The organism is Fusobacteriaceae bacterium (genome assembly GCA_031272775.1).
GTDB lineage: Bacteria > Fusobacteriota > Fusobacteriia > Fusobacteriales > Fusobacteriaceae > JAISST01.
In genome coordinates, this window is record JAISTB010000040.1 from 1 (window position 1) to 25,510 (window position 25,510).

Annotated in this window: 22 protein-coding genes and 1 tRNA gene; 1 reads left to right on the forward strand and 22 read right to left on the reverse strand. The window is 52.0% G+C overall.

Annotation, left to right across the window (positions count from 1 at the left end):
• Positions 1-43 precede the first annotated feature (43 nt).
• From LBQ97_09780 to LBQ97_09825, 10 genes are all read right to left on the reverse strand, one after another.
• The gene (locus LBQ97_09780) at positions 44-1,528 is read right to left on the reverse strand and encodes a putative DNA binding domain-containing protein (protein ID MDR1832994.1); all 1,485 of its coding nucleotides are present in this window, start codon (positions 1,526-1,528) and stop codon (positions 44-46) included.
• A 165-nt stretch (positions 1,529-1,693) separates the two neighbouring features.
• Positions 1,694-3,640 carry a flavocytochrome c gene (locus LBQ97_09785; protein ID MDR1832995.1) on the reverse strand — a complete coding sequence of 649 codons (1,947 nt, stop codon included), beginning with the start codon at positions 3,638-3,640 and terminating at the stop codon, positions 1,694-1,696.
• A 381-nt stretch (positions 3,641-4,021) separates the two neighbouring features.
• Complete coding sequence (locus LBQ97_09790) at positions 4,022-5,965, reverse strand: flavocytochrome c (protein MDR1832996.1); 1,944 nt, start codon at positions 5,963-5,965, stop codon at positions 4,022-4,024.
• Between the two features lie 231 nt (positions 5,966-6,196).
• Positions 6,197-6,272: transfer RNA gene (locus LBQ97_09795), tRNA-Gly, on the reverse strand.
• A gap of 48 nt (positions 6,273-6,320) precedes the next feature.
• Positions 6,321-6,650, reverse strand: coding sequence for a cupin domain-containing protein (locus LBQ97_09800; GenBank protein ID MDR1832997.1), 330 nt, complete (start codon positions 6,648-6,650; stop codon positions 6,321-6,323).
• Positions 6,651-6,747: 97 nt separating this feature from the next.
• Positions 6,748-8,061: an MATE family efflux transporter gene (locus tag LBQ97_09805; protein ID MDR1832998.1), complete on the reverse strand. Its 1,314-nt coding sequence runs from the start codon at positions 8,059-8,061 to the stop codon at positions 6,748-6,750.
• A gap of 19 nt (positions 8,062-8,080) precedes the next feature.
• Positions 8,081-9,097 carry an alpha-hydroxy-acid oxidizing protein gene (locus tag LBQ97_09810; GenBank protein MDR1832999.1) on the reverse strand — a complete coding sequence of 339 codons (1,017 nt, stop codon included), beginning with the start codon at positions 9,095-9,097 and terminating at the stop codon, positions 8,081-8,083.
• A gap of 257 nt (positions 9,098-9,354) precedes the next feature.
• Complete coding sequence (locus LBQ97_09815; GenBank protein MDR1833000.1) at positions 9,355-10,146, reverse strand: ATP-binding cassette domain-containing protein; 792 nt, start codon at positions 10,144-10,146, stop codon at positions 9,355-9,357.
• Entirely contained in the window at positions 10,140-11,108 is a 969-nt protein-coding gene (locus LBQ97_09820) for an ABC transporter permease (GenBank protein MDR1833001.1), read from the reverse strand. Before LBQ97_09820 ends, LBQ97_09815 begins: the two co-directional genes overlap by 7 nt.
• 233 nt (positions 11,109-11,341) lie before the next feature.
• Positions 11,342-12,283 carry an ABC transporter substrate-binding protein gene (locus tag LBQ97_09825; GenBank protein ID MDR1833002.1) on the reverse strand — a complete coding sequence of 314 codons (942 nt, stop codon included), beginning with the start codon at positions 12,281-12,283 and terminating at the stop codon, positions 11,342-11,344.
• Here LBQ97_09825 and LBQ97_09830 point away from each other — a divergent pair.
• Positions 12,264-12,476: a hypothetical protein gene (locus LBQ97_09830; GenBank protein ID MDR1833003.1), complete on the forward strand. Its 213-nt coding sequence runs from the start codon at positions 12,264-12,266 to the stop codon at positions 12,474-12,476. The two genes, LBQ97_09825 and LBQ97_09830, sit on opposite strands and share 20 nt — an antisense overlap.
• Before the next feature lie 175 nt (positions 12,477-12,651).
• On the opposite strand, the gene LBQ97_09835 is transcribed toward LBQ97_09830, so the two are convergent.
• The 12 genes from LBQ97_09835 to LBQ97_09890 form a co-directional block, all read right to left on the reverse strand.
• Positions 12,652-13,788: a hypothetical protein gene (locus LBQ97_09835; protein ID MDR1833004.1), complete on the reverse strand. Its 1,137-nt coding sequence runs from the start codon at positions 13,786-13,788 to the stop codon at positions 12,652-12,654.
• A gap of 45 nt (positions 13,789-13,833) precedes the next feature.
• Positions 13,834-15,225 carry an AAA family ATPase gene (locus LBQ97_09840; GenBank protein ID MDR1833005.1) on the reverse strand — a complete coding sequence of 464 codons (1,392 nt, stop codon included), beginning with the start codon at positions 15,223-15,225 and terminating at the stop codon, positions 13,834-13,836.
• Positions 15,215-15,523, reverse strand: a complete 309-nt coding sequence (locus LBQ97_09845; protein MDR1833006.1) for a hypothetical protein — start codon at positions 15,521-15,523, stop codon at positions 15,215-15,217. Before LBQ97_09845 ends, LBQ97_09840 begins: the two co-directional genes overlap by 11 nt.
• Before the next feature lie 241 nt (positions 15,524-15,764).
• Complete coding sequence (locus LBQ97_09850; GenBank protein ID MDR1833007.1) at positions 15,765-16,706, reverse strand: sel1 repeat family protein; 942 nt, start codon at positions 16,704-16,706, stop codon at positions 15,765-15,767.
• Between the two features lie 86 nt (positions 16,707-16,792).
• Complete coding sequence (locus tag LBQ97_09855; protein MDR1833008.1) at positions 16,793-17,587, reverse strand: formylglycine-generating enzyme family protein; 795 nt, start codon at positions 17,585-17,587, stop codon at positions 16,793-16,795.
• 38 nt (positions 17,588-17,625) lie between these two features.
• Positions 17,626-17,997 carry a VOC family protein gene (locus LBQ97_09860; protein ID MDR1833009.1) on the reverse strand — a complete coding sequence of 124 codons (372 nt, stop codon included), beginning with the start codon at positions 17,995-17,997 and terminating at the stop codon, positions 17,626-17,628.
• Entirely contained in the window at positions 17,994-18,839 is an 846-nt protein-coding gene (locus tag LBQ97_09865) for a GNAT family N-acetyltransferase (GenBank protein MDR1833010.1), read from the reverse strand. Before LBQ97_09865 ends, LBQ97_09860 begins: the two co-directional genes overlap by 4 nt.
• Positions 18,840-18,975: 136 nt before the next feature.
• Positions 18,976-19,908 carry an ABC transporter substrate-binding protein gene (locus LBQ97_09870; GenBank protein ID MDR1833011.1) on the reverse strand — a complete coding sequence of 311 codons (933 nt, stop codon included), beginning with the start codon at positions 19,906-19,908 and terminating at the stop codon, positions 18,976-18,978.
• A gap of 196 nt (positions 19,909-20,104) precedes the next feature.
• On the reverse strand, positions 20,105-21,217 hold the full coding sequence (locus tag LBQ97_09875; protein ID MDR1833012.1) for an aminotransferase class I/II-fold pyridoxal phosphate-dependent enzyme: 1,113 nt from the start codon (positions 21,215-21,217) through the stop codon (positions 20,105-20,107).
• Positions 21,218-21,275: 58 nt separating this feature from the next.
• Positions 21,276-22,181 (reverse strand): ABC transporter substrate-binding protein, encoded by a 906-nt coding sequence (locus LBQ97_09880; GenBank protein ID MDR1833013.1) that lies wholly within the window; start codon positions 22,179-22,181, stop codon positions 21,276-21,278.
• 22 nt (positions 22,182-22,203) lie between these two features.
• Positions 22,204-23,115, reverse strand: coding sequence for an ABC transporter substrate-binding protein (locus tag LBQ97_09885; protein ID MDR1833014.1), 912 nt, complete (start codon positions 23,113-23,115; stop codon positions 22,204-22,206).
• A gap of 442 nt (positions 23,116-23,557) precedes the next feature.
• Positions 23,558-24,685 (reverse strand): ATP-binding protein, encoded by a 1,128-nt coding sequence (locus LBQ97_09890; protein ID MDR1833015.1) that lies wholly within the window; start codon positions 24,683-24,685, stop codon positions 23,558-23,560.
• Positions 24,686-25,510 lie beyond the last annotated feature (825 nt).

A 25,510-nucleotide genomic window follows, 5' to 3' on the forward strand; every position in this document is an offset into this window, starting at 1 on the left:
AAGGATGGCTTTTATGTGAAAACAGGACGGGTAAGCCCGTCCTTTACGATTTTGTATAGTACTTCTGCAGTTTGCTCTTCGGCTTGTCCGGAATTGTGAGCGCCAGCTTCCCCGCAGCCACCAGGGGATTGATATAGTGTTTCGTGACATAAAATATCGTCCCCATTTGAAGGATATCCGCAATCTCCCGCCGGGTCCTGGGCGTAACGCAAAAATCAAGGATCATGTCTTCTTTGCTTAAGTAAAATTTTACGTCGGCCTCTCCGAGTTCGGAAGGAGTCTTTTGAGGTTCTTTCCCATATTTTCCGGCGCCGTTATACAGAGTCACGACAAATTCGTTGCGCCGGTTTTCAAAGACCGGAGGAGGCAGCCCCGCTTCCCTCATGGCGTTGCGGATTGTAGGAATACCCGAATAGCGGTTTTCCGTCCCGGTCAAAACTTCCGCCATCCCGGCAAGCGTCGGGTTTCTGAGATCCGGCCGGGCGATCCCCAGTTGCTCCACGGAAATTCTTCCGTAGAGCGTTCCGGGATTGTGGACTTCCAATCTGTCCGCAAAAAAATTGATCTGAACCGGAATCCCTTCGGAGTGGGGACTGTAATCCCGATGAATCAAAGCGTTCAATATAATCTCTCGAATGGCTTCGATGGGGTATTCCGGCTTGTCATGGCGCAAACCCGTATCGGGATCAATAATCACAGCCACTTTCATGTTTCTTCTACAAAAGGCGACCGCGCCTTCCACCATTTCTCCGATAGTCCCTTCGATGCGCTTGTTATCGAGAAAACGCTCCCGCCTGCTGCCTACATCGCCGATCTCGTATCCCGGTATGACAATTGCCGTTATCCCCAACTGACGAAAATACTGCTGCGGATACAAATTGAAGCACAGAATCGCTGCCAAAGTAGGCTTTCCGTCTCTTGTAATTCCGAGCAGCTCATATATGTGGTCCTTGGCAAGTTTCGCAAACATCGGGCGGTCTTTTTTCATCTCATAGACATAACGATTGAGCAGTTCCTGTTCCATAAAGGTAAAATCGGCCCTGTCGATGATCCTTTCGTCGTCGTGGCGGTGTTTTTTGTAAGATTCATAATTGTAAACTTCGTATTCGGTCATGGGCATATCGGCCTCGCCTACCCGAATATATGATCCTTTGCTTTTCCCGAGGCCTTTATAGTAGCAAGGGCGCTCCGTAATATCCAAAGGGGGGATTTCCACGGAACAAATAGAAACGTCTTGAAACCGGGCGATAGTAAATATTCCCCTGACCTGAGGCTCCATTTGCGTGCATTGCTCCGTCACTTTTTTTTGCAAATTCTGCCCGTCGTAAACCCCAACCGCCGCAAAATTTTTGGATTCATCCAAGCCAAAAACGATCGTTCCTCCGCTGTCCTGATTGGAAAAAGAGGACAAGGTATCATAAAGCCGCTTGGGGCAGTCCTTATGGGCGGATTTTACCTCAATGGTCCGGGTTTCGCTTTTGTGGAGTTGAATAGTCTTTGCCAATTCTATCAATTCTTCTTCCAACATTTTGATCACCTGGAATATAGTATAGCATATTTTTGCAAATTTAGCAAATATTATTTGTTTATTTTTATTTTAGCAAACATTATTTGTTTATTTATTTTCATGGGCGAGGTCTGAGTACAATAAAAAAAGAGTTGCCGCCTCGCGACAACTCTTTCTTATTAGCTCTTACTTCCCCTTGATGAATTCCGGAACGTCGCCGGTAGCGGCGACATATCCCGCGATATAGCCGTTGGCGCAGGCGTCGGCGTCGGCGTTGGAACCCAGCCGGTTTGTGCCGTGAACGCCGCCGGTGACTTCACCCGCGGCATAGAAGCCGGGGATAACGTTTCCGAAGTCGTCAAGAACTTCCAGTTTCGACGTTGTGATGAGTCCGCCCATGGTGTGGTGAACCGAAGGCCACTGGGGAACCGCGTAATAGGGTCCCGTCGTCATTTGAACGGCCTTTGCCGTGATGACTTTCTTGAAGTCCGGATCGTTTTTATCCTGCACATACTTGTTGTGTTTCTCGATGGTTTCCGTAAGGACGCCCGGAGCGATGTTGACATTGCCTTCCTGGCCCGCGGGACTTCTGAACTTCATGGCGTTCAGTTTCTTCGCGAGGTCTTCCAGCGTATCGCCCTTGATTACCCGTTCGTTCTCGATACCGGAATTGATGTCATCCATTGTCGTAAAGCCCGTATCTACGATCTGCTGATTGAGGATCGTAAAGGTCGGGAATCCGCCGGAACTCTGAGCGGCTCTGGCGTTGACGTCCCGCCGCTCGCCTTCGCTCACGTACCGTTTTCCCTGATAATCCACGTAAACGATACCCGCAGAGGGTCCCGAGAAGGGAATAACCGCCCACAAGTCCAGAACGCCCGTATTGGGATTGGCGAAGGGGTACAGCTGGATGTTGCTCATCTGCATGGTGTCCGCGCCGACTTCCTTGGCGTAAACGATGCCTTCGCCCGTAGCTCCGATATGATTCGTCGTAGGCATGTCTTTGGTCAGGGTCGGCAACTGGGCTGAACGCATGGCCACGTTGGCGCTGAATCCGCCGGTTGCCAGTACAACACCCTTTGTGGCTTTGATGGTCTTGATGCCTTTGGGCGTATAGACCGCTATCCCGACAACCCGGCCCGTTTCGTTTCCTTCGCGGTAGATCCGGACCATTTTCGAATTGCACTGCACTTCAACGCCGGCGTTTTTGATCATTTTGGCCTGAACTTCGATGATTTTGTCGCCCTGGCTGTTGGTCGTGGCATAAGTCCTGAACCCGTAGTGTCCGCCCGCCATGATGATGCTGGGCCGCAGTTCCAGTCCGTTGTCGATCAGGAGATCAAAGAAAAATGGCGCGCCGTAAACCATGTTCTTGACCATGTCGAGCCTGCTCTGGTAGTCTCCGCCCGTCATGGTATCCTCGATGTGCTTTTCGGCCGTGTTGGTTTCCGTGGGAAGATTGAGTTCCTTCGTGAGTTTGTCGGCGATTTTGCTGGTCCAGCTGGCGTACTGTCCGCCGTTGATCTGGGAGTTGCCGCCGATAAAGGGCATTTTTTCGATTACGACCGTTTTCGCTCCGTTGGTCGCGGCGGCATAGGCGGCCGAAAGTCCCGCGTAGCCTCCGCCCACAACGACGATGTCCCAGGTCTCATCCCATTTGTCCGGGGTCGTCGCCGGTCCGCGATCGGTTCCGTTGGGGTCCGTCAGCTCTTTCCTGGTCAGGCCGGGAACGGGAACGGGCTTGGAGAAATCCGCGGGGTTGCCGCCGGCGTCCACGATCGCCTTCCGAACCGCGTAGCGGATGGCGCCTGACGAAAGGGTTGCCCCTGCCACGGCGTCCACGCCGATACTCTGGTTCTTCACGATGGTCTCAGGAAGCACGGCGATGGCTGTCGAAGCAATCCCCGGCGTTTCATTGTGGGAAACGACCGTTACCGATTTGATCGCGCTATCCGTGAGTTCCACATCCACTTTGAAGCCGAAGGCGTTTCCCTTCACCTCCTCATGATAAACGCCCGCTTTCAGTTTCGGCGCCGCAGGCGCGGGCGCAGCCGTTACCCAGGCGACAACCGCAATCAAAGCGGATGCGGCCAGTGCCGAACCGATGTTCCTTGAAATGCTTCGTTTCTTCATCTGTATTACCTCCTGTAAAATATGATCGGTTTCCGAACCGTCTACGGAATACCGGCTTAGCTGTACGTAAAAATACAAAAATCCGAAAAAAGGTTTTCAGTACCTATATACCCCGAAAACTTTTGTTTGTCAATATTGACACAGTTTATTTTTGCTGATTATTTTGTAGATCTGAGATTTTTCTTGGCGAATGAAGCGCTTGATAGCTTGCGCCGGACGGCCCCGCAGGGGCCGCCCGAAAAAAATGTTGTGCAATTTGGCTTTTTCGAATATGCTATAAAAACCGCATTCAGGAGATATCCCAATGTTTAACAGACTTTATTTTGAATAAGCGCAAAAAAAGGGGCGCCGCTTCTGCGGCAGCCCCTTTTCTTTTTTCCCTTACTTTCCCTTGATGAATTCCGGAACATCGCCGGTAGCGGCGAAATATCCCGCTATGTAGCCGTTTACGCTGGCGTCGGGTCCCGCGTTGGAACCGAGCCGGTTCGTCCCGTGAACGCCGCCGGTTACCTCGCCCGCCGCAAGGAGCCCGGGGATAACCTTTCCCTCGGCATCCAAAACTTCCAGTTTCTGGTCAACGACGAGTCCGCCCATGGTATGGTGCACCGAAGGCCACTGGGGAATCGCGTAGAAGGGGCCCTTTTCGATCTTCAACATAACGTCGTCGATGACTTTGTTGAAATCGGGATCTTTCTTGGCAGCCACGTAGCCGTTATGCTTTTCGATGGTCTCCGTCAGTTTGCCGGGGGCGATATTTACGGTGCCCTCCTGGCCGGAAGGACTGCGGTAAGACCGTTTGGCGATTTCTTTCGCGAGGTCTTCGAGCGTGTCGGCCTTGAATACCCGGTCATTTTCTATACCGGAATTGATCGTTTCCTGGCTGGTAAATCCGCCTTTGTCAATGATTACCTGGTCAAGGATACAGAAGCAGGGGAATCCGCCGGAATTGATCATGGCCTGCGCGTTTACGTCGCGGCGTTCGCCTTCATTGACATAGCGCTCGCCCTTGTAGTCAACATACACAACGCCCGTGGAGGGACCCGAGAAGGGGATAACCGCCCATACGTCCAGAACGCCGTTGTTGGGGTTGGCGAAGGGATACAGCTGGATGTAATCCATCTGCATGATCTCCGCGCCGACTTCCTGTGCGTACAGGATGCCTTCGCCGGTCTGGCTCAGCATGTTCGTCGTGGGATAGGCGTTCGTCAGTTCGGGCACGTACTTTGTCCGGAACTCGAGGTTGGCGCTGAATCCGCCGGTCGCCAGGATCACGTATTTTTCCGCTTTGATGGTCTTTACGCCTTCCGGACTGTAGGTAGCCACGCCGACAACTTTGCCTTTTCCGCCGTTGTCGCGATAAATCCGGACAACTTTTGTGTTGAGTTTTGTCGTGACGCCGACTTCTTTATTGAGTTTTTTCTGGACTTCCATTACGTCAAAGCCTTGTTCGTGCTCCAGCGTATAGGTCCGGTAACCGTAGTGGCCGCCGGGTCGGGTCAGGCTTTCGCGGACTTTGAGGCCGTTTTTCAGCATCAGGTTCAGATAGAAGGGGGAACCGTAAACCATGTTCTTGACGAGTTCCAGCGTACTCTTCATATCGCCGCCCTTCATGGTATCTTCCACGTGTTTTTCCGCCGTGTCGGGAACGAGGTTGAACTGTTTCTGGAGTTTTTCCGCGAGATCGCTGGTATAGGCAGCCCATACGCCGCCGTTGATCTGGGAATTTCCGCCGACAAAGGGCATCTTTTCAATGAGAACCGTCTTGGCGCCGTTTGCCTGGGCCGCGTAGGACGCCGCCATTCCGGCATAACCGCCGCCGACAACCACAACGTCATAAGTCTCATCCCATTTGGCGGGAACATCCGCCGGGCCGCGATCGGTTCCGTTGGGATCCGTGATTTCCTTCCGGGTCAGGCCGGGAACGGCAACGGGTTTCGTGAAATCCCCGGGGGTTCCGCCGGCGTCCACAATGGCCTGCCGAACGGCGCTCCGGATGGCCGCCGACGAAAGGGTGGCCCCCGCCACGGCGTCCACGCCGATACTCTGGTTTTTCACAATGGCGTCGGGAATAACGGCGATTGCGGCTTCCGCGATTCCGGGCGTATCATTGTGGGATACGACCTTGACCGACTTGATTCCGCTCTCCGTGAGCTCAACGTCCACTTTGAAGCCGAAGGCGTTTCCCTTCACTTCCTCATGATAGACGCCAGCTTTCAGTGTCGGCGCCGCAGACGCGGGCGCTGCCGTTACCCAGGCGACAACCGCGATCAAAGCGGACGCGGCCAGGGCCGAACCGATGTTTCTTGAAATGCATCGTTTTTTCATCTGATTTTACCTCCTGTAAAATACTTGAGATTGAAATGGTCTACGGAAAATCAAGTTGAGCCTGCTGTATAAGTACAAAAATCCGAGAATAGACTTTCAATACGTATATACCTCAAAAATTGTCGTTTGTCAATATTGCCACAGTTTATTTTGTCAAAAAAATCAGGACAAAAAATCAGGCGTACATGGTGTACGCCTGACGCTCCGACCTCCGGGAGGCATTATTTTCATTGGAGCGGGAAACGGGACTCGGACCCGCGACATTTACCTTGGCAAGGTAACACTCTACCAACTGAGTTATTCCCGCAAGCAGTATTTATCTTATCACACTTTGCCTTTTTTTGCAACTACTTTTTTATTTTTTCAGAAAATCTTCCCGCGCCGGGGTGAAAACATCGAGCACGAGGGTCTTTTCCAGGGCCTTCATGCCGTGGACCGCGTTGGGGGTCACATAGTAGGAATCTCCGGCCGTCATAATGACTTCGGGTTTACCGGCTTCGTGATAAGCCGCTTTTCCCGAGACCACATAGGTGATCTGCTCATGGGGATGGCTGTGGTCGGCGCCGACGCCACCCGCCTCAAAGGCGACCTCCACAATCATGAGTCCTTCGCTGTGGCTCAAGACCTTGCGCGTTACGCCGCCGCCCAGCTGATCCGTTTCCGTGTCGCTGTTTTTCGTAAACATGGAATTCCTCCCCGCTTTCGCGAAATCATTTGGGAACACTTTATGATACCATATTTTTCGTCTTTTTTCAAGTCGAAAACCAAATTTTTATCCGATTTTATTCAATCAGGCTGATTTTCGGGACCAGTTTGCGTTTGTACAGCCGGTGAATGAAGAAGCAGCTCCGGAAGGCCCAGTCGATCATCATGGAGATCCAGACGCCGACGACGCCGAAGCCCAGATATTTCCCGATCACGAAGCTCCCCAGCACCCGGAACAAAAACATTGAGGAGATGGAGACTTTCATCGTAAACGTCGCGTCGTTTGAGGCCCGGAGCGCGTTGGGGAGGCAAAAGGACAGGGGCCAGAGAAACATGGCAAAGACGCTGTGCATGGTCGTCAAGATAAAGGCCGTGTCGAAGGTTTCCGGAGTCAGGTTGCAGAGGGCCAGGATCCGCTTCATGCAGAGGATCAGGACGACGTTGAGGCAGGTCTCGACGAGAATGCAGATTTTCATGAGCTTAAACGTGAAAAATCGCGCTTCTTTGTATTTGCGCGCGCCGACGCACTGACCGACGACCGTGATGAGCCCCACGCCGATGGCCATGCCGGGGATGACCTGCACGGCGGAAATAGGGCTGGAGATGCCGTTGGCGGCGATGGCCGAGATGCCGAAGGACGTAATGAGCCGCGCCACGATGACCTTCCCCAGCTGAAAGACGCTGTTTTCAAGGCCGTTGGGGACGCCGATGTAAAGGATCTTCCGGATCATGGAAAAATCGTAGCCGAGCCGGAAGCGCCGGTCGATGGAAAGCCGGAGTTTTTCGTCCCGGGCGAGCCACAGGATTACGACGGCCGCCACGCCCCGGGAGACGAGGGATGAGACGGCCGCCCCCGCCACGCCCATGGGGAAAATGAAAATCAGCGTGTAATTGCCCGCGATATTCACGAGATTCATGATGAAGGAAATGATCATGGTGATCTTGGAGTTGCCCTGCGCCCGGAATATGGCCGCTCCCGCGTTGTACAGGCCCAAAAAGGGAAAGGAGGCCGCGATGATATAAAAATATATTCTGGCGTTGGCGGCGACTTTCGGATGCAGATCCCCGTAGATCAGGCGGAGGATTCCCCCGTTGAAGGCCACCGAAATCAGGCAGAAAAAGGAGGAAATCACAAAAAGGACGAGGACCAGCTGGTTCACGCCGACCTTTGCCTTTGCCCTGTCGCCGAAGCCCAGATATTGCGCCGCCACCACGGCGCCTCCCGTGGCCATAGCCGTAAAGATCCCCATGATCAGGATGACGAGCGTATCCACGAGGGAGACGCCCGAGACGGCCTCCTCCCCCACCGACGCGATCATCATGATGTCGGCGAGGCCAACGCCAAGGGCCAGAAACTGCTCGACGATCAGAGGCAGCAATAATTTTTTCAAGGATGAGTTGGTAAACATGTTATCTCTTTATGATTTTGGCGTCCACCTTGCCGACGTCGGCGACGCCCGTGAGGATCATGGCCTGGGTCAGCTGGTTTTTCAGCGTCTCAAACGTAAATTTGACTCCTTCCTGTCTGCCGCCGAGGGATCCCCAGATGAGGGGTCTGCCCACAAGCACGCCTTTGGCGCCTAAGGCCAGATATTTCAGGATATCGGTCCCTTCCCGGACGCAGCCGTCCGCAAGGACCGTCACCCTGTCCCCGACGGCCGCCGCGATTTCCGCTAAGACCTCGCAGGGGGCCAGCGTACTGTTCAAGACCCGACCGCCGTGATTGGAGACCACGATGGCCGCCGCTCCCGCGTCGGCGCAGAGCCTGGCCTCGTCCACGGACAGGATTCCTTTGACGATAAAAGGCAACTTCGTCGAGGCCGTGAGTTTTTTGATGTCCTCGAAGGATTTCGGGCCCACGGGCTGGCCGAAGAGCTTCATGGTCACGAGACCCGCGCCGTCGATATCCATGCCGACGGCGGCCGCGCCCGCTTCCTCCGCCATCCGGATCCGTTTCAGGATCTCGTCGTTGGAGCGGGGTTTGATAATGGCGATGCCCTTGCCGCCGGTCTCCCGTATGGTTTTGACGGCAAACTCGTAGCAGGTGGGATCCCCCGTGTCGCCGACCATGCTGACGGTCCCCGCGGCGATGGCCCCGAGGATGACGTCCGTGCAATATTCCTCCTCGGTCACGCCGCCCCCCATGTTGATCTTTGTGCCGGTAATCGGCGCGCCGAGACAGGGGAACGAAAGGTCGAGGCCCAAAAGGCTTGTGGCCGTAACGGGATCCGTCGCCTCATGCACGGTACGCATCACGAGGGCGATATCCCGGAGCTTTGCCCAGGCCCGCTGAAACGACAGGCCGGAGCCCGCGCCGCCCATGCCGGGCACCTGGCCCGCGCAGTATACGCCGTCACAATTTTTACATGTGGCGCAGAGCCCTCCCATTTTTTCCTTGGCGATTCTTTTGATTTCTTTGCTGTCCATATTTCCTCCATTCGCAATATTCCGTCCGTCCAGAGCCATACCGATCGGGGCTTCTTCCCCGTCTGTGTTTTGACATCCGCAGGGGCGGACCTCTGTGTCCGCCTGTTGTTCATTATATCATTTTTGGCGGCGTTTTCATAGGGAATTTTCCCGAAAAGCCCGGTGAAATCCCATGAAATGAAAAGAAACGATCTTTTCGAAAACCGTTTCCTTTCTACACGCTTATTTCTTGAATGCCCTCGGGAGGAGGTCTTCCCTCAGGCTGAGAAAACTTCGCTGTCCTTGATGCCGGCGTCCTTCCGGTTGAAGATCCGCAGCAGCTTTTCCGTCGTCAGGTTCTTTTTTTCCTCCCCTTCGATGTCGAGAAGAATTTTCCCTTCGTGGAGCATGATGAGCCGGTTGCCGTAGTTGATGGCGTCCTGGAGATTGTGGGTAATCATCAGCGTCGTGATGTTGTTCCGCTCGACGAGTTCCTTGGTTTTTTCCATGATGATCTTGGACGTCTTGGGATCCAGCGCCGCCGTATGCTCATCCAAAAGCAGCACTTCGGGTTTGTTCAGGGTCGCCATGATCAGGGCGAGACATTGCCGCTGGCCGCCCGAGAGGGAGCCGACGTTTGTGTCCATCTGCTGCTCGATGCCGAGGTCAAGTTCTTTCAAAAGTCTTTTGTAATGGGCCTTCCGCTTTCTGTTGAGACCGAAGGTCAGGCCGAAGCGCTTCCCTTTGTTGTCGGCCATCGAAAGATTTTCATAGACGGTCATGGAGGGGGCTGTGCCCATGGCGGGGTTCTGGTATACTTTGGAAATGAAGCCGCAGCGCTGATATCGCGGCAGGTTCGTTACGTCCTTGCCGTTGACGACGATGCGCCCGTGGTCCGGGGCCACGTTGCCGGAGATCGTGTCCAAAAGCGTTGTCTTGCCGGCGCCGTTGCTGCCGATGATCGTGAGAAAATCTCCTTTGCGGATTTCGAGATTGAATTCGTTGAAGACCTCTTTGACCGTTCCCAGTTCCGTATGAAATTTTTTGTCTACGCCGCTGATCATTAACATTCCGCGTTCCCCCTTTGAATATCCCTTACTTTATTCATTTTTTCGGCTTTTGCCGCTTTGTGTTCCCTGTGGTTTTGGATGCCCTTTTCGATGGCGTCCTTTCTGTCTTTCAGGAAGATGATGGCCACGACCAGGACCGATGTGACCAACTTCAGGTCGCTGGGGTTCATCCCGATCTTGAGGGCCGTGGCGATGATGGCCCGGTAGATCATGGTCCCCACGATGGCGATGGTCGTTATGCTGACGATCCGCCGTTTGCCGAAGAGGGCGTCACCGATGATGATGGAGGCCAGGCCCGTCACGATGGTTCCCGAGCCCATGCCCACGTCCGCGAACCCCTGATATTGCGCGAGGATCGCGCCCGAGAGGGCAATCAGCGAGTTGGAAATCATGAGACCCGCCACCTTGAGTTTTTTTTCGTCGAGTCCCAGGGAAATGACGAGGCTTTCGTTATCCCCGAGGGCCTTGAGCGCGAAGCCGAATTTCGTCTTCAGCAGGAAGTCCAGCGCCAGTTTCACGAGGAGGAGGAGCAGAATCACGACGATGAGCGTCACATGGTCAATGCCCGAGAGCAGCCGCCCGAGGACGCCGGGGTTCTCCGCCGAGGTAAAGTTGAAGAGGTGCGTCACCCCGAAGAGGGGGATGTTGGATTTTCCCATGATCCGCAAATTCACGCTGTAGAGCCCTGTCATGACGATGATCCCCGCCAGGAGATTGGTCACTTTGAGCTTTACGTGGATGATCCCGGTGATAAAGCCTACGACCGCCCCGCCCGCCATGGCGATGAACAGTGAGAGGACCGGGTTTACGCCCTTTACAAGGAGCGCCGCCGCGATGGATCCCCCCATGGGGAAGCTGCCGTCTGTGGTCATGTCCGGGAAATCCAGGATCTTGTAGGAAATATAGACCCCCAGTACCATGATTGCGAAGATAAAACTCTGTTCCAGTGTTCCGAAAAACATTTTTCCACCTTGTTCTTTCCGTCTTGTACTTTTGTAATTTGCGCCAGTTTCCTGCGTTTTGGAGCATGTAATCATTTTAGCATACGGGGAGAGAGATGAACAGATAACAATTTTATTCGTTTTTTGTTCCTGTCGCTTTTCTCAAAATCCCCGTTTTACGCCATTTTTCTATCTAAATTCCCGAAAAATTGTTCGATACCGCAGGTGTTTTCAGCGGGAAATTTGTTTCGTGTTTATTCGACGATCTCCGCCGTCTTGAAGACGGGGTTGTTCAGATCCACTTTGAATTTTGCGGCCATTTTCCGGTTGACCATGACCCGGTTTTCCTTGGGGGGCTCTATGGGAATGTCTGAAACCGCCTTTCCCTGAAGGATTTCCGCCGCCATTTCTCCGGCCCGGTAGCCGATTTGGTAAAAATCAATGGTCTTTGTCATGAGGGCCCCGAACTGCATATGGCTTTCTTCGGCTGCCACAACGGGTTTGTTGGCCTTTGTGGAGAGCTCCACGACCAGGGTCGCCGCCGAGGAGATCAGATTGTCCGTCGTGAGATAGAGCGCGTCGGTCTTGCCCAACAGCGCCGTCAACGCCGGAACAATGTCGTTTACGGAAGTGACGCCCGCTTCTTCGTATTTGAGTCCGGCTTTTTCGAGCTCGCGCTTGATTTCCGCGATGGAAGCCGCCGAATTGGCTTCGCTGGTGTTGTAGATGAGGCCTACGGTCTTGACTGCCGGGAGGGCCTCTTTGATCAACGCGACCTGATCCGCGATGGGCATGGGGTCGCTGGTTCCCGTGAGATTTTTCGAGGTCAGGCCCGATTTGACGGGATCCGTCACGGCCGTGATCACGATGGGGATGTCTTTGGTGGCGTTCAGGGCCGCCTGGGAACTCGGCGTCGAGATCGTGAAGATCAGGTCTTTCTTGTCGTCGACGAAGCTCTGGGCGATGAGTTGGGCCGTGGAAAAGTCGCCCTGGGCGTTTCTGAATTCGATTTTGGCTTCCCCGAAGCCCTTGTCTTTGAGGGCTGTCTCAAAGCCTTTCCGGGAGGCGTCGAGGGCCGGGTGTTCTACGATTTGTGTCGCGCCGATCCGGATATCTTTGGGCGCTTTTGAGAATGTGGCGCTGCCGCACCAGACCAATGCCGCGATTACCGCAATTGTGAGTTTTATCCGTTTCATTTTTCTTTTTCCTCCGTTTTTGTGTGGGTTTGGGGTCTCTTCCGCTTTCCCGTCTTATGCGCACTGGACCGGAAAGGGGGAGAAAAAACCCCTGCCGAATAATAAGCAGGGGTTTGGTGGTTTTATAAAAAAAGACCTGTTCGAAGCAGGTCTTCACATCCGTTTTATTCTTGTTGCCGGTATGATGGCTTAAACCTGATTCATCTGCTTATTATTCAAACGAAAATTCTGCTACCGTAATAGTAGTAGTAATAGTCGTTCCGCCAATAAGCAAATGTGTGAGCCATTTGGATCTTCTCCTTGAATTTCCTGAAAATACAGCAATTTCTGTAATAATTAACTTATCATACACTATTTTTTTCCGTTTGTCAAATCTTTTTTGAAAATTCTGCCGCCCGTTTCCACAAAATCTCCTCAAGAGTCCGCAGCCTTTTTTCCGGCCAGTTGAACTTCGGATGAAGCCGGAACGTGAAGCCTTCGATTTTTTTCAGCATGTCCCGCTGCCTTCGGGTCATCAGGGGGCCCAGAATTTTTTCAAAAGACCGGGTCTCATTGGCCGGCAGGATGCTTTTCGCGAAAGCCTCGAGCCGTTCGATATCGGCGCAGGCGCTGCCCAGAGCCAGCCCGTGGTCAAAAAGCGGCGCGGGCGCCAGGATTTTTCCGCTCCGGTTGTCCCTGAGCACGCCGTAATTGCCGGTATGCCTGTCGGGATTGAAAATCAGGGCGTCAAAGGCGAGCATATCCCGTATTCCTTCTGAAAACGCGGGCTTCTCCTGTCTGTCGTAATAATTGAGAATGTCCTGCAAATCCCCTGAATCGACGATCCGCCCGACGGGCACAAAGGCCCTGTCGATATCGCTAAACAATTTGCACTTGGAGGCAAGGATGCCCTTCCATTCTTCAAGATCATAAGAAACGGCGTTCAAGCCAAGGGTTTCGGCAATTTGCGCCGCGTAAAACTCGGCGAAGGGTTCGTCGCCGTAGTGGGCGCCCGTTGTCGAACCGCCTTTGTAGAGGTATATGCCGTCGCTGGCGAGGTTGCGCCAGGCTTTGGGGAGCGTTCCGTTTGTGGTGAGCTCGGGCGATGTGGTAAAATCGCGATCCGTCGCGCTGATTCCCGTGTAGGCCACGCCGGCCAGAATATCTGAAAATCTGTTCTCGTAAAGGTTGTATTCGCTGAATTTCCCGGGGAAATGCTCCGGAACCACCCAGTAGCTGTCGTTCAGGGAAAGTCCCTTGCAAATGTCAATGATACCCTTCAGATCGTCGCTTTCGAGGCCCAGAGACGACAAAATCGCCCGCACATACTCGCGGTTCCTGGGGATTGTCCGCTTTTTCAGCCATGAGGTGACGCCCGTCGGCGTCCAGTCCAGATCCATGGGAAAAAGGGAAAATTGGTCGCTCACGAGCTTGACGTCGTCGACGTAGAATCTGAGTTGCGCCGGCGCGAAGCAAAAGGTGAGGAGCGGCGTGTCGTATAGTTTGATTTCGTATCTCTGAGTCATGTGGTCTCCTTGCGGACGGGGGAGGTGAATTTTCTGTGAAAATGATCACGAAATATCACCCATATATTCCAGTACCTCTTGGCTTATGATCACATCGGCTTTTCTGATTGGTCGGTTAAGGTACAACCCATTCATCTCCACACATCGAGACAGCGCAACGTAAGTTTGACCGGCGGCAAATGCCCCACCTTCCAAATCAACCATAACGGATTGGTAAGTTTGCCCTTGAGCTTTGTGAATCGTTATTGCCCAAGCCAGACGAATCGGATATTGCGTAAATGTTGCCACTGCTCTGCTTTCTAATACTTTGTCCTTAGCAGAATAAGCATACTGCACTTTCTCCCAAGTTTGCTTATCAATAGAGTGTTCAACTCCATCAATCATTACTTTTACTGAATCTGGTCCCAGTTCTGACACAATGCCTAAAGTGCCGTTGACCCATCTTCGTTGTTCTTTTTTCTCCGGGGACGTAGAATCCGTTTGATCGTTTTTCAACATCATGACCTGAGCCCCAACTCTCAAGCGTAACTTTTTTTCAGTTGGAAAAGCGCTTTGTTTTATATCTCCAGTAATCTCAGCCTCATAGGAATATTCTTGCCTTTCGATGGATTCCAGTTTTTTGTTATTGATATTGGCTGCCGTATCATTTCTTGCGGTAATAGTTATAAAACGCCTATGCCTGTCACTTGGCACGACACACCTCGTATTTAATGCATCAAGACAATTCGCAGTCAACTTCCCGATCCGCACGTCATTTAAAATTCCTATAAAAGCCGTATCTGTTTGGCGATAAATGTGATTGAGTTCCATTTTGAGCAAAGGCACTCGTTTAAATGCCGGCGCTCGAAAGAAAAAGATGCTTCCATATTTATCCTCCAAATAGCGACTGAGTTGGCCGCTGTCCACTACTGGAGGAAGTTGATACAAATCGCCAAACAAAAACAGCTGTTTTCCACCAAATGGCAATGAATTGCCATTTGCTAGCTGCAATTTTTTATCGATCATATCAATTATATCTACTCTCAGCATAGACACTTCATCAATTACGATCGCATCGACGGCTCGCAAGACCGCACGTTGTCTGATGCCAAGTTTCGTTTGCTCCGCATCATCAGGATTTTGTGCTTCAAGCTTCAACCGAAAGAAAGAATGAATGGTTTGGCCGTTTATATTCAATGCTGCAACACCAGTTGGCGCAACGGCAGCAACTCTTTTTTTAGAGTTTCGCATGAAATATTGTAGAAGAAATGATTTGCCGGAGCCGGCTTTTCCGGTAATATACATCGTTTGATTCGTATTTTCCATAATGTCGTATACTTTTGCCTGTTCCTCACCAAGAACTACCTCGCGAACATCGGCACTCTCGTGCAATTCCGGTTTTTTTTGGGGCGTAGTGAAAGATTTTAATTTGCTACTGGACTGAGGATTATTTTTCATCGCCGCTCCCTTGACTGTCAAATAATTTGGGGGCGGAAGGTTCTTCTTGGGTCTTTTTGCTTTTTTTCCCTGTCTTACGCTTAGGTTTCTTTTCTCCCTTATCTTCCGCAGGTCCATTTAATGTATTTGATTCCTCGCGCAAAACTTCTTTATCTGCCAGTTTGATAATTATTTTTAATCCTTCGCTGACTTTAAGCAATTCCTTTTGCTGATTATCAATCGCTTCTGCCAATCGCTTACAATATTGGGTGATTTGCTCCCAGCGTTCTGCTGCGGAGCCTTTTAAGCTCATGTTCATTTTCTCCTCCTCATTTTTCATCAATTCTTTTCCATTTTCGCGTACATCGTTGTTTAATAACAGGAAAAGCCGATACCCAATCTGTAGCGGCTTCTTTCTTGAATATATATTACCACATGTGGTGCTACCTGTCAAAATAATTTCATATTTTTGGCTTTGACGGGTGTTTTTGCTCGCATTCCTTTTGCATCTTCGCGCCCTTATACGAGCCAAGTTCATTTCCTCTCAATGATTACCGGGCTTATTCAGGTTCATTTTTATCGGCTTTTTCGCTTGAATCTTGCGTGTTTTCTTCATGCGTCCCGTTGAATTTTCTTTTTTGTTTTGAATTGCGGAGTATCAGAAAGACAACCGCAAAGAGGGCGAACATGCCATAGCGTAAGATGGTATTATTTATTGATTTCTCTGCGGCAACGCTTGCCTCTGAAGTTTTTACCAGCATACGAATTGCAAGATCGTTCAAAGCCTGTTCAGCTCCCGGGTGTCCTGCATCTTTTGCCAATGTCATGTACTGTTTCGCCAAATCGTATTTTTTTTGATCTTCATACATGATTCCCAAAGTCAGCTGAGCATCGGCATTTCCGGCGTCAGCGTGTGGCTTCAAGTATTTTTCCGCCGCAGTGTACTCTTTTCTTGAGGCATATACTCCCCCAAGAATCAATTGGGCAGGGCTGTTGCCCGCGTCTGCGTTGGGTTTTAAATATTTTTCCGCCGAACCGATATCACCCGTCAGCAAATATACTGCCCCAAGCGTGAATTGCGCTTGATCATTCCCGGCATCGGCAGCCGGTTTTAAATATCTCTCAGCCATGGGAAAATTTTCTCCCATGAAATATGCAACGCCAAGTAAAATTTGCAGGTCGATATTTCCGCTTTCGGCATCGTTTTCAAAGCTATTTTTCAGATTTCGATAATCTTCGGGGCTATTCAAGTTTTCCAATACTGCGCGCATATTTTCATTTGTTGCTTTTGCCGCCATTTTTAGATATTTACCCGCTTCCGCATAATTGTCTTGAAGCAGGTATACCAGACCCAGAGTGAACTGTGATTCAAAGTCGCCACTTTCGGCGTTTGTCCTGTGTGCTTCCAGTTGAGCTTTGAATGAGTCTGGCCTGTAGAATGCCCGGGTTCTCTGATCTAACACGAACAGCGCAAAACAAAGTAAAATAATAATTTTCTTCATTTGATACCCCCTCTATTTGTCCTTCTAAGTCCGCGCCCTTTGCGCCCCTTGGCGCCTTTGTACGGGCTATTCTTACTTCCCCGCCCTCAGCGGGAACGGGCGAGCCGAAATCCCAGACGGCGTCCTTTATCCGCCGGTTGGTGTCGATCCCGGCAGGCGGAACGGAGATTCTGCGGCCCGACTTCGATCCACGCTCCTCCGCGGTCGACACGGGCGGAGCCCGAAGACGCGCCCTGCGGATCGCGCTGTGCTTCGTCGCTGTATGCGCCGTACCAATCCCAGCACCATTCCCATACGTTTCCGTGCATATCGTAAAGCCCCCAGGCGTTGGGGGCGAAACTTCCCACAGGCATCGTCTGTTTACCGGATTCTCCCGTCGTGTTTGAACCAAAGAAGCTCTTGTCATTGAAGTTTGCCTGACGGGCGGTAATGGTTTCGCCCGTATTGAAGGGCGTGACAGTACCTGCGCGGCAGGCGTATTCCCATTCCGCCTCGGTTGGCAGGCGATAGCCGTTGGCGCTTTGGTTCCAGGTTACGTTTTCCCCGTTAATCTCATAAGCGTCGGCGAGTCCCTCCCGCCGGCTTTTGGCGTTGCAGAAGCGTATCGCGTCAAACCAGCTGACATGCGTAACAGGGTTGTTTTCCCCTTTCCAAGCGCTGGGGTTTGTTCCCGTCAGAGCCTGGTATTCTCTCTGCGTCACTTCAAAAGGGGAAAGGTAAAAGGAACTGACCGTTACCGGATGCGCCGTTTCATCGTTTCTGCGTCCCGTTTCCGTAACCGGACTGCCCATCAGGAACGCGCCGCCCGGGATATACACCATGCCGGTCGGCGTCGCGGACTGTCGGCCGGTTTGTCCGTTTGCCGGGATCGCAAAAACCAAGGAAAAGATGAAGCAAAAAGAGAAAACAAAAATCTTTCTCATCTGTATCGGTAAAACTGCACCAGCACCCCGTCGGGATCCTTAATATAGAAAAAGATCACGTTGGGCGGCAGCGTTTCGGGTTCGATGATCTCAAAGCCCCCGGCCGCAAGTTCCGCCTTCCACGCGGCGATATCCCCGGGAACGAGAAACCCGATGGTAATATTGACGGCAACGACAGGTTCCGCGGGCGCGGCCTGGCGAATCAATTCCACGACGGTCTCCCCGTCCCCCATAAAGGCGATCCGCGCTTTTTCCAGAGGCGCATCGGCCGGTACGGTGCGGGCAATCGGGAGTCCGACGATATCGCGGTAAAAGGCGACGGATTTTTCAAAGGCTTTGGCGTGTATGGTGACATGACTGAATTTCATAAAACATCCTCCTTTTTCAATTTTCCCCACAATGTGATGGTCTTCCGCTCCGTGGCCGCGAATCCTTCTCCGTAAGGCGTCTGCTCCTCGCTCAGGACCGAGCGGATCAAAGCCGCGCCGCTCCGGTATGCCAGAGCATCGGCAAAAGTCAAGGCCTTGCCCGCGTCTCCGCTCAGGAAGGGCAGGAAAAGCCCCGCCTCCGGTTGAAATCGGGCCCCGAGGACAAGCATGGTCGTTCCGTCCGTATAGAGCCAGCCGTTTTCCGCCATGCAGGTCCCGAGTCCCGGGCCTACGGGATAATATGTCTGGTTGAGGCAGAGAAAGCCCCCTTTCATTTCCGGATAACAGGGACTCAGGCAGGCTTCCCCTTCCGCAGGGGAGACCTGTACGAAATCCGAACACTCCTCCTTCGTAAGAGGCCGGACCGCCCGCGTAAATTCACCGTAAGCGCCCGCCATATGGAGTCCGTTAATCTCTGCCAGATGGCGGCTTACGACATTGGTCGCGCCCGTATACATACCGACCTGCGTGAGACCCAGGGCCTCCGCTTCCTTGGCCCAGCTGCGGTAAAGGGCTTTTCCCGCTCCTTGGCTCTGCCATTCGGGGTCGACCCGGAGCGTCTCCAGCCAGCCGAAATTCCCGTAGAGAACCGTCAGCTTCCCGATCCCGATGATCTCCGACCCCGCGAAGACCCCGCTCAAAGCTCCTTTGCTCTTTTTCGTGAAAAGATCCCAGGCGTCGTCCAGGTATCGATGACCGGGCATGGCGGCCGCTTCCACGGCGACGGCGCCCGCTCTGTCCCCGTCTTTTAGCGCCCTTACCGTAAACTTTTCCTCATTCATGTAAACCTCCGAATGTAAAATATGTGAATTCATTTCCAAGGCTCTGAAATTCTTAAAAAAGCCGGTACCCAAATCAGTATCGGCTTTCTGTATTTTCATATTACCACATTTTGACCCGTTTGTCAAAAATTTGTCTTTATTCCACGATCTTGGCGTTCTTGAAGGCCGGATTGGAGAGATCGACCTTGTATCTTTCCGCGACTTTCTTGTTGACCAGGACAAGGTCTTCCTTGGGTTTCTCATAGGGCATATCGGCAGGGGACTTCCCTTTGAGGATCTCGACGGCCATTTCGCCGGCCCGGTAACCGATCTTGTAGAAATCGATGGTCGCCGTCATCAAAGCGCCGCTGGGCACGGAATCTTCCGTCGAACCGAATACGGGCTTTCCCGCTTTGTTGGATTTTTCGAGAACGAGGGCAAAGGCCGAAACCACCGTGTTATCCGTTGTCATGAAGATCATGTCCACTTTGGACAGCAGCGCGTCCAGCGCCGGGGCAATCTCGTTGACGGAGGTGACGCCCGCTTCCTCATAACCGATACCCGCTTTTTTCGCCTCATCCTTGATCTCGTTGATGGAAATCACGGAATTGGCTTCTCCGGTATTGTAAATGAGACCGATTTTCTTGAGTCCGGGAAATACCGCCTTCACAAGGGCGATCTGCGACGCGATGGGCAGCGGATCGGGCGTTCCCGTGATATTTTTTCCCGTGAGTCCCGAAGCGATGGGATCCGTCACGGCGGTCAGGACAATGGGAATATCCTTGGTGGCGTTGTAAGCGGCCTGGGAGCTCGGCGTGGATATGGTGAAAATCAAATCTTTTTTGGCGTCCACATAGCCTTTGGCAATCAGTTGCGCCGTCCCCACGTCGCCCTGGGCGTTCTGAAACTCAATCTGCGCGTCTCCGTAACCCTGATCGGCGAGGGCCTTCTCAAAGCCTTTCCGCGACAGGTCCAGCGACGGATGCTCAATAATCTGGGTCGCTCCGATCTTGATGTCCTTGGGCGCCTTGGCCGAAAGACTGAGTGCGCTCAGCAATAATACCGACAAAACCGACAAAACTTTTTTCATTCTGATGTTCCCCCTTCTAAGTAATAAAATTGGTGCTCTTATCATACCACGCCGGCGGGCGGTTTTGGTAGAGTACAATTCGGAAGGGGAAGCTGTTCGGGTTTTCTTCATGAAAAACGCGGATTTTCAGGGGCTCTTCCGGGGGAAATGACGAAAACCCTGTTCGGAAGACGCCCTTTTTCCGCGATTTTTTCTGTTAGGATTGGTTTGCTTTGAGTTTATCGGCGACCCCTTTGAGCAGGCTCATCAGAAGCGCCGTATCCTCAGGGATCATGATCCGCACCGCGTTTTGCCCGATCCCGTCAAAATTCCGGCCGCTGACCGAGGCGATCCCGGCCTCCAGAAGGACCTTGTGCAAATCGACGGCCCAGTCTTCCGTGTAGAGCAGCATGACCGGCGTGCTTTCATCGGTATGGGCATAGCGGATCACGGGGTTTTCCCGGAGAAAAGAAAGCAAAATTTTCTTTTTTTCCCGGGTACGTTCGATCAGGGCTTGCTGATAATCCCCGATCCGGAAGATTTCCTCGGCGAGCCTTCGCGCGTGGGCGTTGCAGTTGAAAGGCGTGATGATTTTTTTGAGCTGGGTCGTCGCGTAGGGGGCCGCCGCGGAATAGCCGAAGCGGATCCCCGCCATCCCGTAGCCCTTGGAGAGCGAGCGGGTCACGAAGAGGTTTTTGTGTCGCCCCGTATGGGCGACAGCCGAGCGGGAAAGATCTATGTAGTCGCCGTAGGCTTCGTCCACAATGACGGCCGCCTCCATCCGCTCCGCTTCTTTTATGATTTCGGCCGTCTCAGCTGAAGTCAGCGTCTGCCCCGTGGGATTGTTGGGGTTTTCGAGGAAAACGAGGTCCGCCCCGCTTTTGCGCATTTCCGTGATGAATCCGGCCGTATCGAACCGATAGTTTTCGTCGGCCCGAAGGGCCCTATGGACATGCCTTGCTCCGAGGCAGCGGATGTGGTCCGTATAGGCTGAAAAATGCGGTACACAGCTGAATACGGTCTTTCCCGGCGCGAGATACAGCAGATTGATCCCCTGCAAGAGGTCGTAGGATCCGTTGCCGATACAAATATTTTCAGCAGATATAGCGGCAATGGAGGCATAGATATCCACGATGGCCCCGATGACCCCCTCGTGATGGGGGTATTGCTTGATCAGGGACTGGGGGGTCAGCTCCAAAAGCTTCAGAATCGCTTCGGGAAAAGGACTCTGGTTCACGCCGAGGGAGCAGTCCAGCAGGCAATCCACCGGCATGGGGTCCGCGTAGGATTTCGGTTCGTAATTTGCGATATAAGGATGTATTCCGGGCATGTCAAACCTCTTTTTTAATGATTTTCCGCAGGCGCGCAATGCGCGCCCCTACGCATTCTCAATTCTTCACGCCGTATCGTTTGGCGACTTCGGGATTGATAAATCTTGTGGATTTCGTCACGGCCACATAGGGGATGTTCTCAATTTTTTCCCCTTCAAGGTAGCGGGCGATCATGAGTCCCGTCTCAAAGCCCACGTCATATTCGGCGATGCAGTCGGTAGCCAGGGCCCCCTGGTCGAGGAACACCTTGACCGCGGAAATAATGGGGATATTCTTGGCGTTGCACTTGTCGACGACGATGGGATAGGCCGTCGCGATCATGTTGTCGTCGGTGCTGTAGAGGACGTCGATCTCTCCCACAAGGGAATCGAGGGCGCTGGCGATGTCGTTGGTGGTCGTAATGCCCCGGGCCTTCACGTCATAGCCCGCTTCCCGGGCGATTTTCGCGAAGCGCTCCATGGTCTCGGCGGAATTGGACTCGCCCGAATGATAAACGATCCCGATTCGTTTGGCTTTCGGCAACAGGTCCTGGATCAGTTTCACGTTGTTGGCCACGGGAATCCGATCGCTGGCCCCGGTCACGTTTTTCAAAAGGACGCCGGCCTTTTCGGGATAGGCCACGACGGAAAAGAAAATGGGTTTCGTCTTGATGACGTTGACGGCGGCCTGGGCCGAAGGGGTCGCGATGGGGACGATGATGTCGGCCTTTTCGTTGAATTCCTGGGCGATCAGGGTCGCCGTGGGGAATTCTCCCTGGGCGTTCTTGTAGAGGAACGTCACCTTGCTCTCGTCATAACCCTTGGATTTCAGCGCGTCCATGACGCCCTGCCGTCCCTCGTCCAAGGCCGGATGCTCTACGATCTGAATAATTCCGACCACGATTTTTTTCTCTTCGGCTTTGGCGAAAAGGCCTGTTCCCGCGCAAAGCCCCAATATTGCCATGATCAACAGTATTTTTCTCATTTTTCATATCCTCCTTGTTTTTTTAAATTCCAAATTTTTTCGCAATATCGGGATTGATATACCGCGTCGATTTTTCCACCGGGATGTAGGGCATGTTTTCGATCTTTTCCCCTTCAAGGTAGCGGGCGATCATATGCCCGGTCTCGATGCCGACGTCGTATTCGTCGATATACTCGGTGGCCAGGGCCCCCTGGTCCACGAAGACCTTGACGGCGGAGATGATCGGAATGTTTTTCGCGTTGCACTTGTCGATGACGATGGGGTAGGCCGTGGCGATCATGTTGTCGTTGGTGCTGTACAGGAGATCAATCTCGCCGACAATGGAATCCATGGCGCTGGCGATGTCGTTGGTCGTCGTCACGGTGCGGACCACAAGCTCATACCCGGCTTCCTTGGCTTTCTTGGAGAATTCCGACATGGTCTCCGCGGAATTTTTCTCGCTGTTGTTGTAAATGATCCCGATTTTCTTTGCTTTCGGCAGCAGTTCCTTGATCAGTTCCACATGTTTTGCCGTGGGAATCCGGTTGCAGGCCCCGGTCACGTTCTTCTGCAGGACCCCAGCGCTTTCGGGGTAAGCCACGACCGTAAAGAAAACGGGTTTGGTCTTTACCACATTGACAGCCGCCTGAGCCGCCGGCGTCGCCACCGCTACGATGATGTCCGCCGTTTCGTTGAATTCCTGGGCGATCAGCTGGGATGTCGGAAAGTCCCCCTGGGCATTTTTGTAAAGAATGTTTACTTTGCTTTCGTCATAGCCCTTTTCTTTGAGTCCGTCAATGACGCCCCTGCGGGATTCATCGAGAGAAAAGTGCTCGACGATTTGGGTGATTCCCACGGTGATTCTGTCGTCTTTCTTTGATTTGGCCAGAAGCCCCGCGCTCAGGATCAGACTTGCCACTACCAACGTTACTGCCGTTATGCCGAATTTTCTCATTTTTCATTTCCTCCGTTTTTTGATTTTAAAGGTTAAAATAAAATTCCCCGTCCATCGCTTCATAGACAGGGAATCAGGTTTACGCGTTTGTACGTTTCGGAGTTCGGGTTTTTTCGAACAAAAAAGCCCGTTTTTTCATAAAACAGGCTTTGACGACTATTTTTTATCTTCAACGATAACAAGGGAAGCGGCGGAATTTTGATCCGACGATCCTCAATTCACAGCAAACAATGGCAAAACCTGATTTACCTGCCTATTCGATAAGTCATGTAATCTGCTCTGCCACCACCAAGTAAACCGGATTGTCATTTGTTCACCTCCTTAACTTTGATCTTGTTACCCGCTATGATAGCGTATTCTTTCCGATTTGTCAAATCTTTTTTTTCGGGTCCCCTTTAAAAGCGTGAATTTTGGCTGGAAAAATCACGGATGTGCACGGGGCTTATGGATTTTCGAGGAGAAAATCGGCGATATTCTCCCTGTGGATCACCTCGAAGGAACAATCCGGATAGGCCGAGAGGAAAACTTTCGGGTGTTTCAGCTTCGCCATGGGATTCCAATTGAACTCCCAGGCCCGGAGCTCTCCGTCCAGCTCTTCGATATAGTCCACTTCCTGCTGTTGCTGGGTCCTCCAAAACCAACAGTTGGCGAAACGCCGGATATATTCGTTGCGTTTGAGCCGCTCGCTGATCACAAAATTCTCCCAGAGCTTCCCGACGTCGTCGCGATTTTCCGCGGCGCGGAAGTCGGCGACAACCGCGTTCCGGATCCCGTTGTCCCAAAAATAGATTTTTCGGCTGGCCTTCAGCTCGTTTCTCAGGTTGCGGGAAAAGGAGGCCAAGCGGAAGATGATATAAGCCTGTTCCAGTACGGTGATGTATTTTTCGACGGTCTTGGCGTCGAGGCCGCAGAGTCGGGAAAGTTCAGAAAACGAAACCTGCGAGCCCACTTGATAAGCGAGGGCCTTGAGCAGACGCGTCAGGCGCTCGGACTTTTTGATTTTCTCCAGCGTCAGAATGTCTTTGTAGAGATAGCTTTCCGACAGTTCATGCAAAGCTTCGCGTTCTTCGCCGGGACAACTGACAACTTCCGGATAATATCCGAAGACCAGTCGGTGGGGCAAAAGTCGCAGCTCGTCCAGCAGGCCGTGGTGGGCAACCATTTCGCCGAAGGATATCGGATACAGGATAAACTCGCGCTTTCGTCCGGTCAAGGGTTCATTGAGCTTGTTCGCGAGATCGAAGGAGGAACTGCCGCTGGCGACAAGACGTACGCCGGGGATGGCGTCGGTGACCAGCTTCAGCTTGAGGCCGATATCGGCAATCCGCTGGGCTTCATCCACGACAAGGGTTTTGTGCTCGCCGATCAGGGCCTTGAGGCGCGTGGACGAGATGTTCTCAAACAAGTCCCGGACGTCGGAATCGTCTCCGTTCAACCAAAGGGTATCGCCGCCTTTGCCGAAGACACGTTCAATCAGGGTCGTTTTGCCGGCCTGCCGAGCTCCCAGCAGGACAATGGCTTTGTCGGTGCTGACGTTCTTCAGTTGCTCTTCCAGAAATCTGGTAATCATGAGGTAGCTCCTGTGGTTTTCTTTATATATGCTATATTATATCATTAAGATTTCCGGAATGCAATCCTTATTTATTATAATATTTCAGGATTTGGTTCCAGTATTATTAAAAGAATTTTGGATTTAATTCCAGCTTTCTTATAAGATTATAGGATTTAATTCCCGATTTATGATAGTATTTCTGGATTAGGGTCCGTTTTTATTCTTTTGGGCGTTGCCTTCTCTAAATTACAGCCTGGAGATCAGCGTAAATTGTGTCCGCCCGCATTTTTTATAAGATTTCCGGAATGTAATCCATATTTTTTATAAGATTTGCGGATTTGATTCCGATTTTATTATAATAATTCAGGAATGAATTCTTGTTTTATTATAATATTATCAGATTAGATTCCTGTTTTCTGAAAAGAATTCTGGATTTGATTCCCGATTTATGATAGTATTTCTGGATTAGGGTCCGTTTTTATTCTTTTGGGCGCTGCCTTCCCTAAATTACGGCGGGAATTCTGTCCGGTGCTGCGCGGCCCGGAGGCCGCGCAGCACCCTGTGAAGAAGTAGGTCGGTAGTGGGCCTGCGGCCCACTACCGACCTGAAGATCCGAATAAATCAAGTCAGCCCGCATTTTTTATAAGATTTCCGGAATGTAATCCATATTTTTTATAAGATTTGCGGATTTGATTCCGATTTTATTATAATAATTCAGGAATGAAATCCTGTTTTATTATAATATTCTCGGATTTTATTCCCGTTTTCTTATAAAATTTCAGGATTTCAAGGTTAATTTCTGATAGCGCTCCATCAGAGCGGCGACGCAATCGGCTTCGGACT

What these genes read in the sequence shown, in the direction of transcription:
- LBQ97_09870 (MDR1833011.1), bottom strand. Translation starts at nt 19,908, where the DNA reads ATGAAAAAAGTTTTGTCGGTTTTGTCGGTATTATTGCTGAGCGCACTC.
- LBQ97_09785 (MDR1832995.1), bottom strand. Translation starts at nt 3,640, where the DNA reads ATGAAGAAACGAAGCATTTCAAGGAACATCGGTTCGGCACTGGCCGCA.
- LBQ97_09790 (MDR1832996.1), bottom strand. Translation starts at nt 5,965, where the DNA reads ATGAAAAAACGATGCATTTCAAGAAACATCGGTTCGGCCCTGGCCGCG.
- LBQ97_09875 (MDR1833012.1), bottom strand. Translation starts at nt 21,217, where the DNA reads ATGCCCGGAATACATCCTTATATCGCAAATTACGAACCGAAATCCTAC.
- LBQ97_09880 (MDR1833013.1), bottom strand. Translation starts at nt 22,181, where the DNA reads ATGAGAAAAATACTGTTGATCATGGCAATATTGGGGCTTTGCGCGGGA.
- LBQ97_09800 (MDR1832997.1), bottom strand. Translation starts at nt 6,650, where the DNA reads ATGTTTACGAAAAACAGCGACACGGAAACGGATCAGCTGGGCGGCGGC.
- LBQ97_09820 (MDR1833001.1), bottom strand. Translation starts at nt 11,108, where the DNA reads ATGTTTTTCGGAACACTGGAACAGAGTTTTATCTTCGCAATCATGGTA.
- LBQ97_09865 (MDR1833010.1), bottom strand. Translation starts at nt 18,839, where the DNA reads ATGAATGAGGAAAAGTTTACGGTAAGGGCGCTAAAAGACGGGGACAGA.
- LBQ97_09885 (MDR1833014.1), bottom strand. Translation starts at nt 23,115, where the DNA reads ATGAGAAAATTCGGCATAACGGCAGTAACGTTGGTAGTGGCAAGTCTG.
- LBQ97_09835 (MDR1833004.1), bottom strand. Translation starts at nt 13,788, where the DNA reads ATGACTCAGAGATACGAAATCAAACTATACGACACGCCGCTCCTCACC.
- LBQ97_09890 (MDR1833015.1), bottom strand. Translation starts at nt 24,685, where the DNA reads ATGATTACCAGATTTCTGGAAGAGCAACTGAAGAACGTCAGCACCGAC.
- LBQ97_09840 (MDR1833005.1), bottom strand. Translation starts at nt 15,225, where the DNA reads ATGAAAAATAATCCTCAGTCCAGTAGCAAATTAAAATCTTTCACTACG.
- LBQ97_09860 (MDR1833009.1), bottom strand. Translation starts at nt 17,997, where the DNA reads ATGAAATTCAGTCATGTCACCATACACGCCAAAGCCTTTGAAAAATCC.
- LBQ97_09825 (MDR1833002.1), bottom strand. Translation starts at nt 12,283, where the DNA reads ATGAAACGGATAAAACTCACAATTGCGGTAATCGCGGCATTGGTCTGG.
- LBQ97_09815 (MDR1833000.1), bottom strand. Translation starts at nt 10,146, where the DNA reads ATGTTAATGATCAGCGGCGTAGACAAAAAATTTCATACGGAACTGGGA.
- LBQ97_09780 (MDR1832994.1), bottom strand. Translation starts at nt 1,528, where the DNA reads ATGTTGGAAGAAGAATTGATAGAATTGGCAAAGACTATTCAACTCCAC.
- LBQ97_09845 (MDR1833006.1), bottom strand. Translation starts at nt 15,523, where the DNA reads ATGAACATGAGCTTAAAAGGCTCCGCAGCAGAACGCTGGGAGCAAATC.
- LBQ97_09850 (MDR1833007.1), bottom strand. Translation starts at nt 16,706, where the DNA reads ATGAAGAAAATTATTATTTTACTTTGTTTTGCGCTGTTCGTGTTAGAT.
- LBQ97_09810 (MDR1832999.1), bottom strand. Translation starts at nt 9,097, where the DNA reads ATGGACAGCAAAGAAATCAAAAGAATCGCCAAGGAAAAAATGGGAGGG.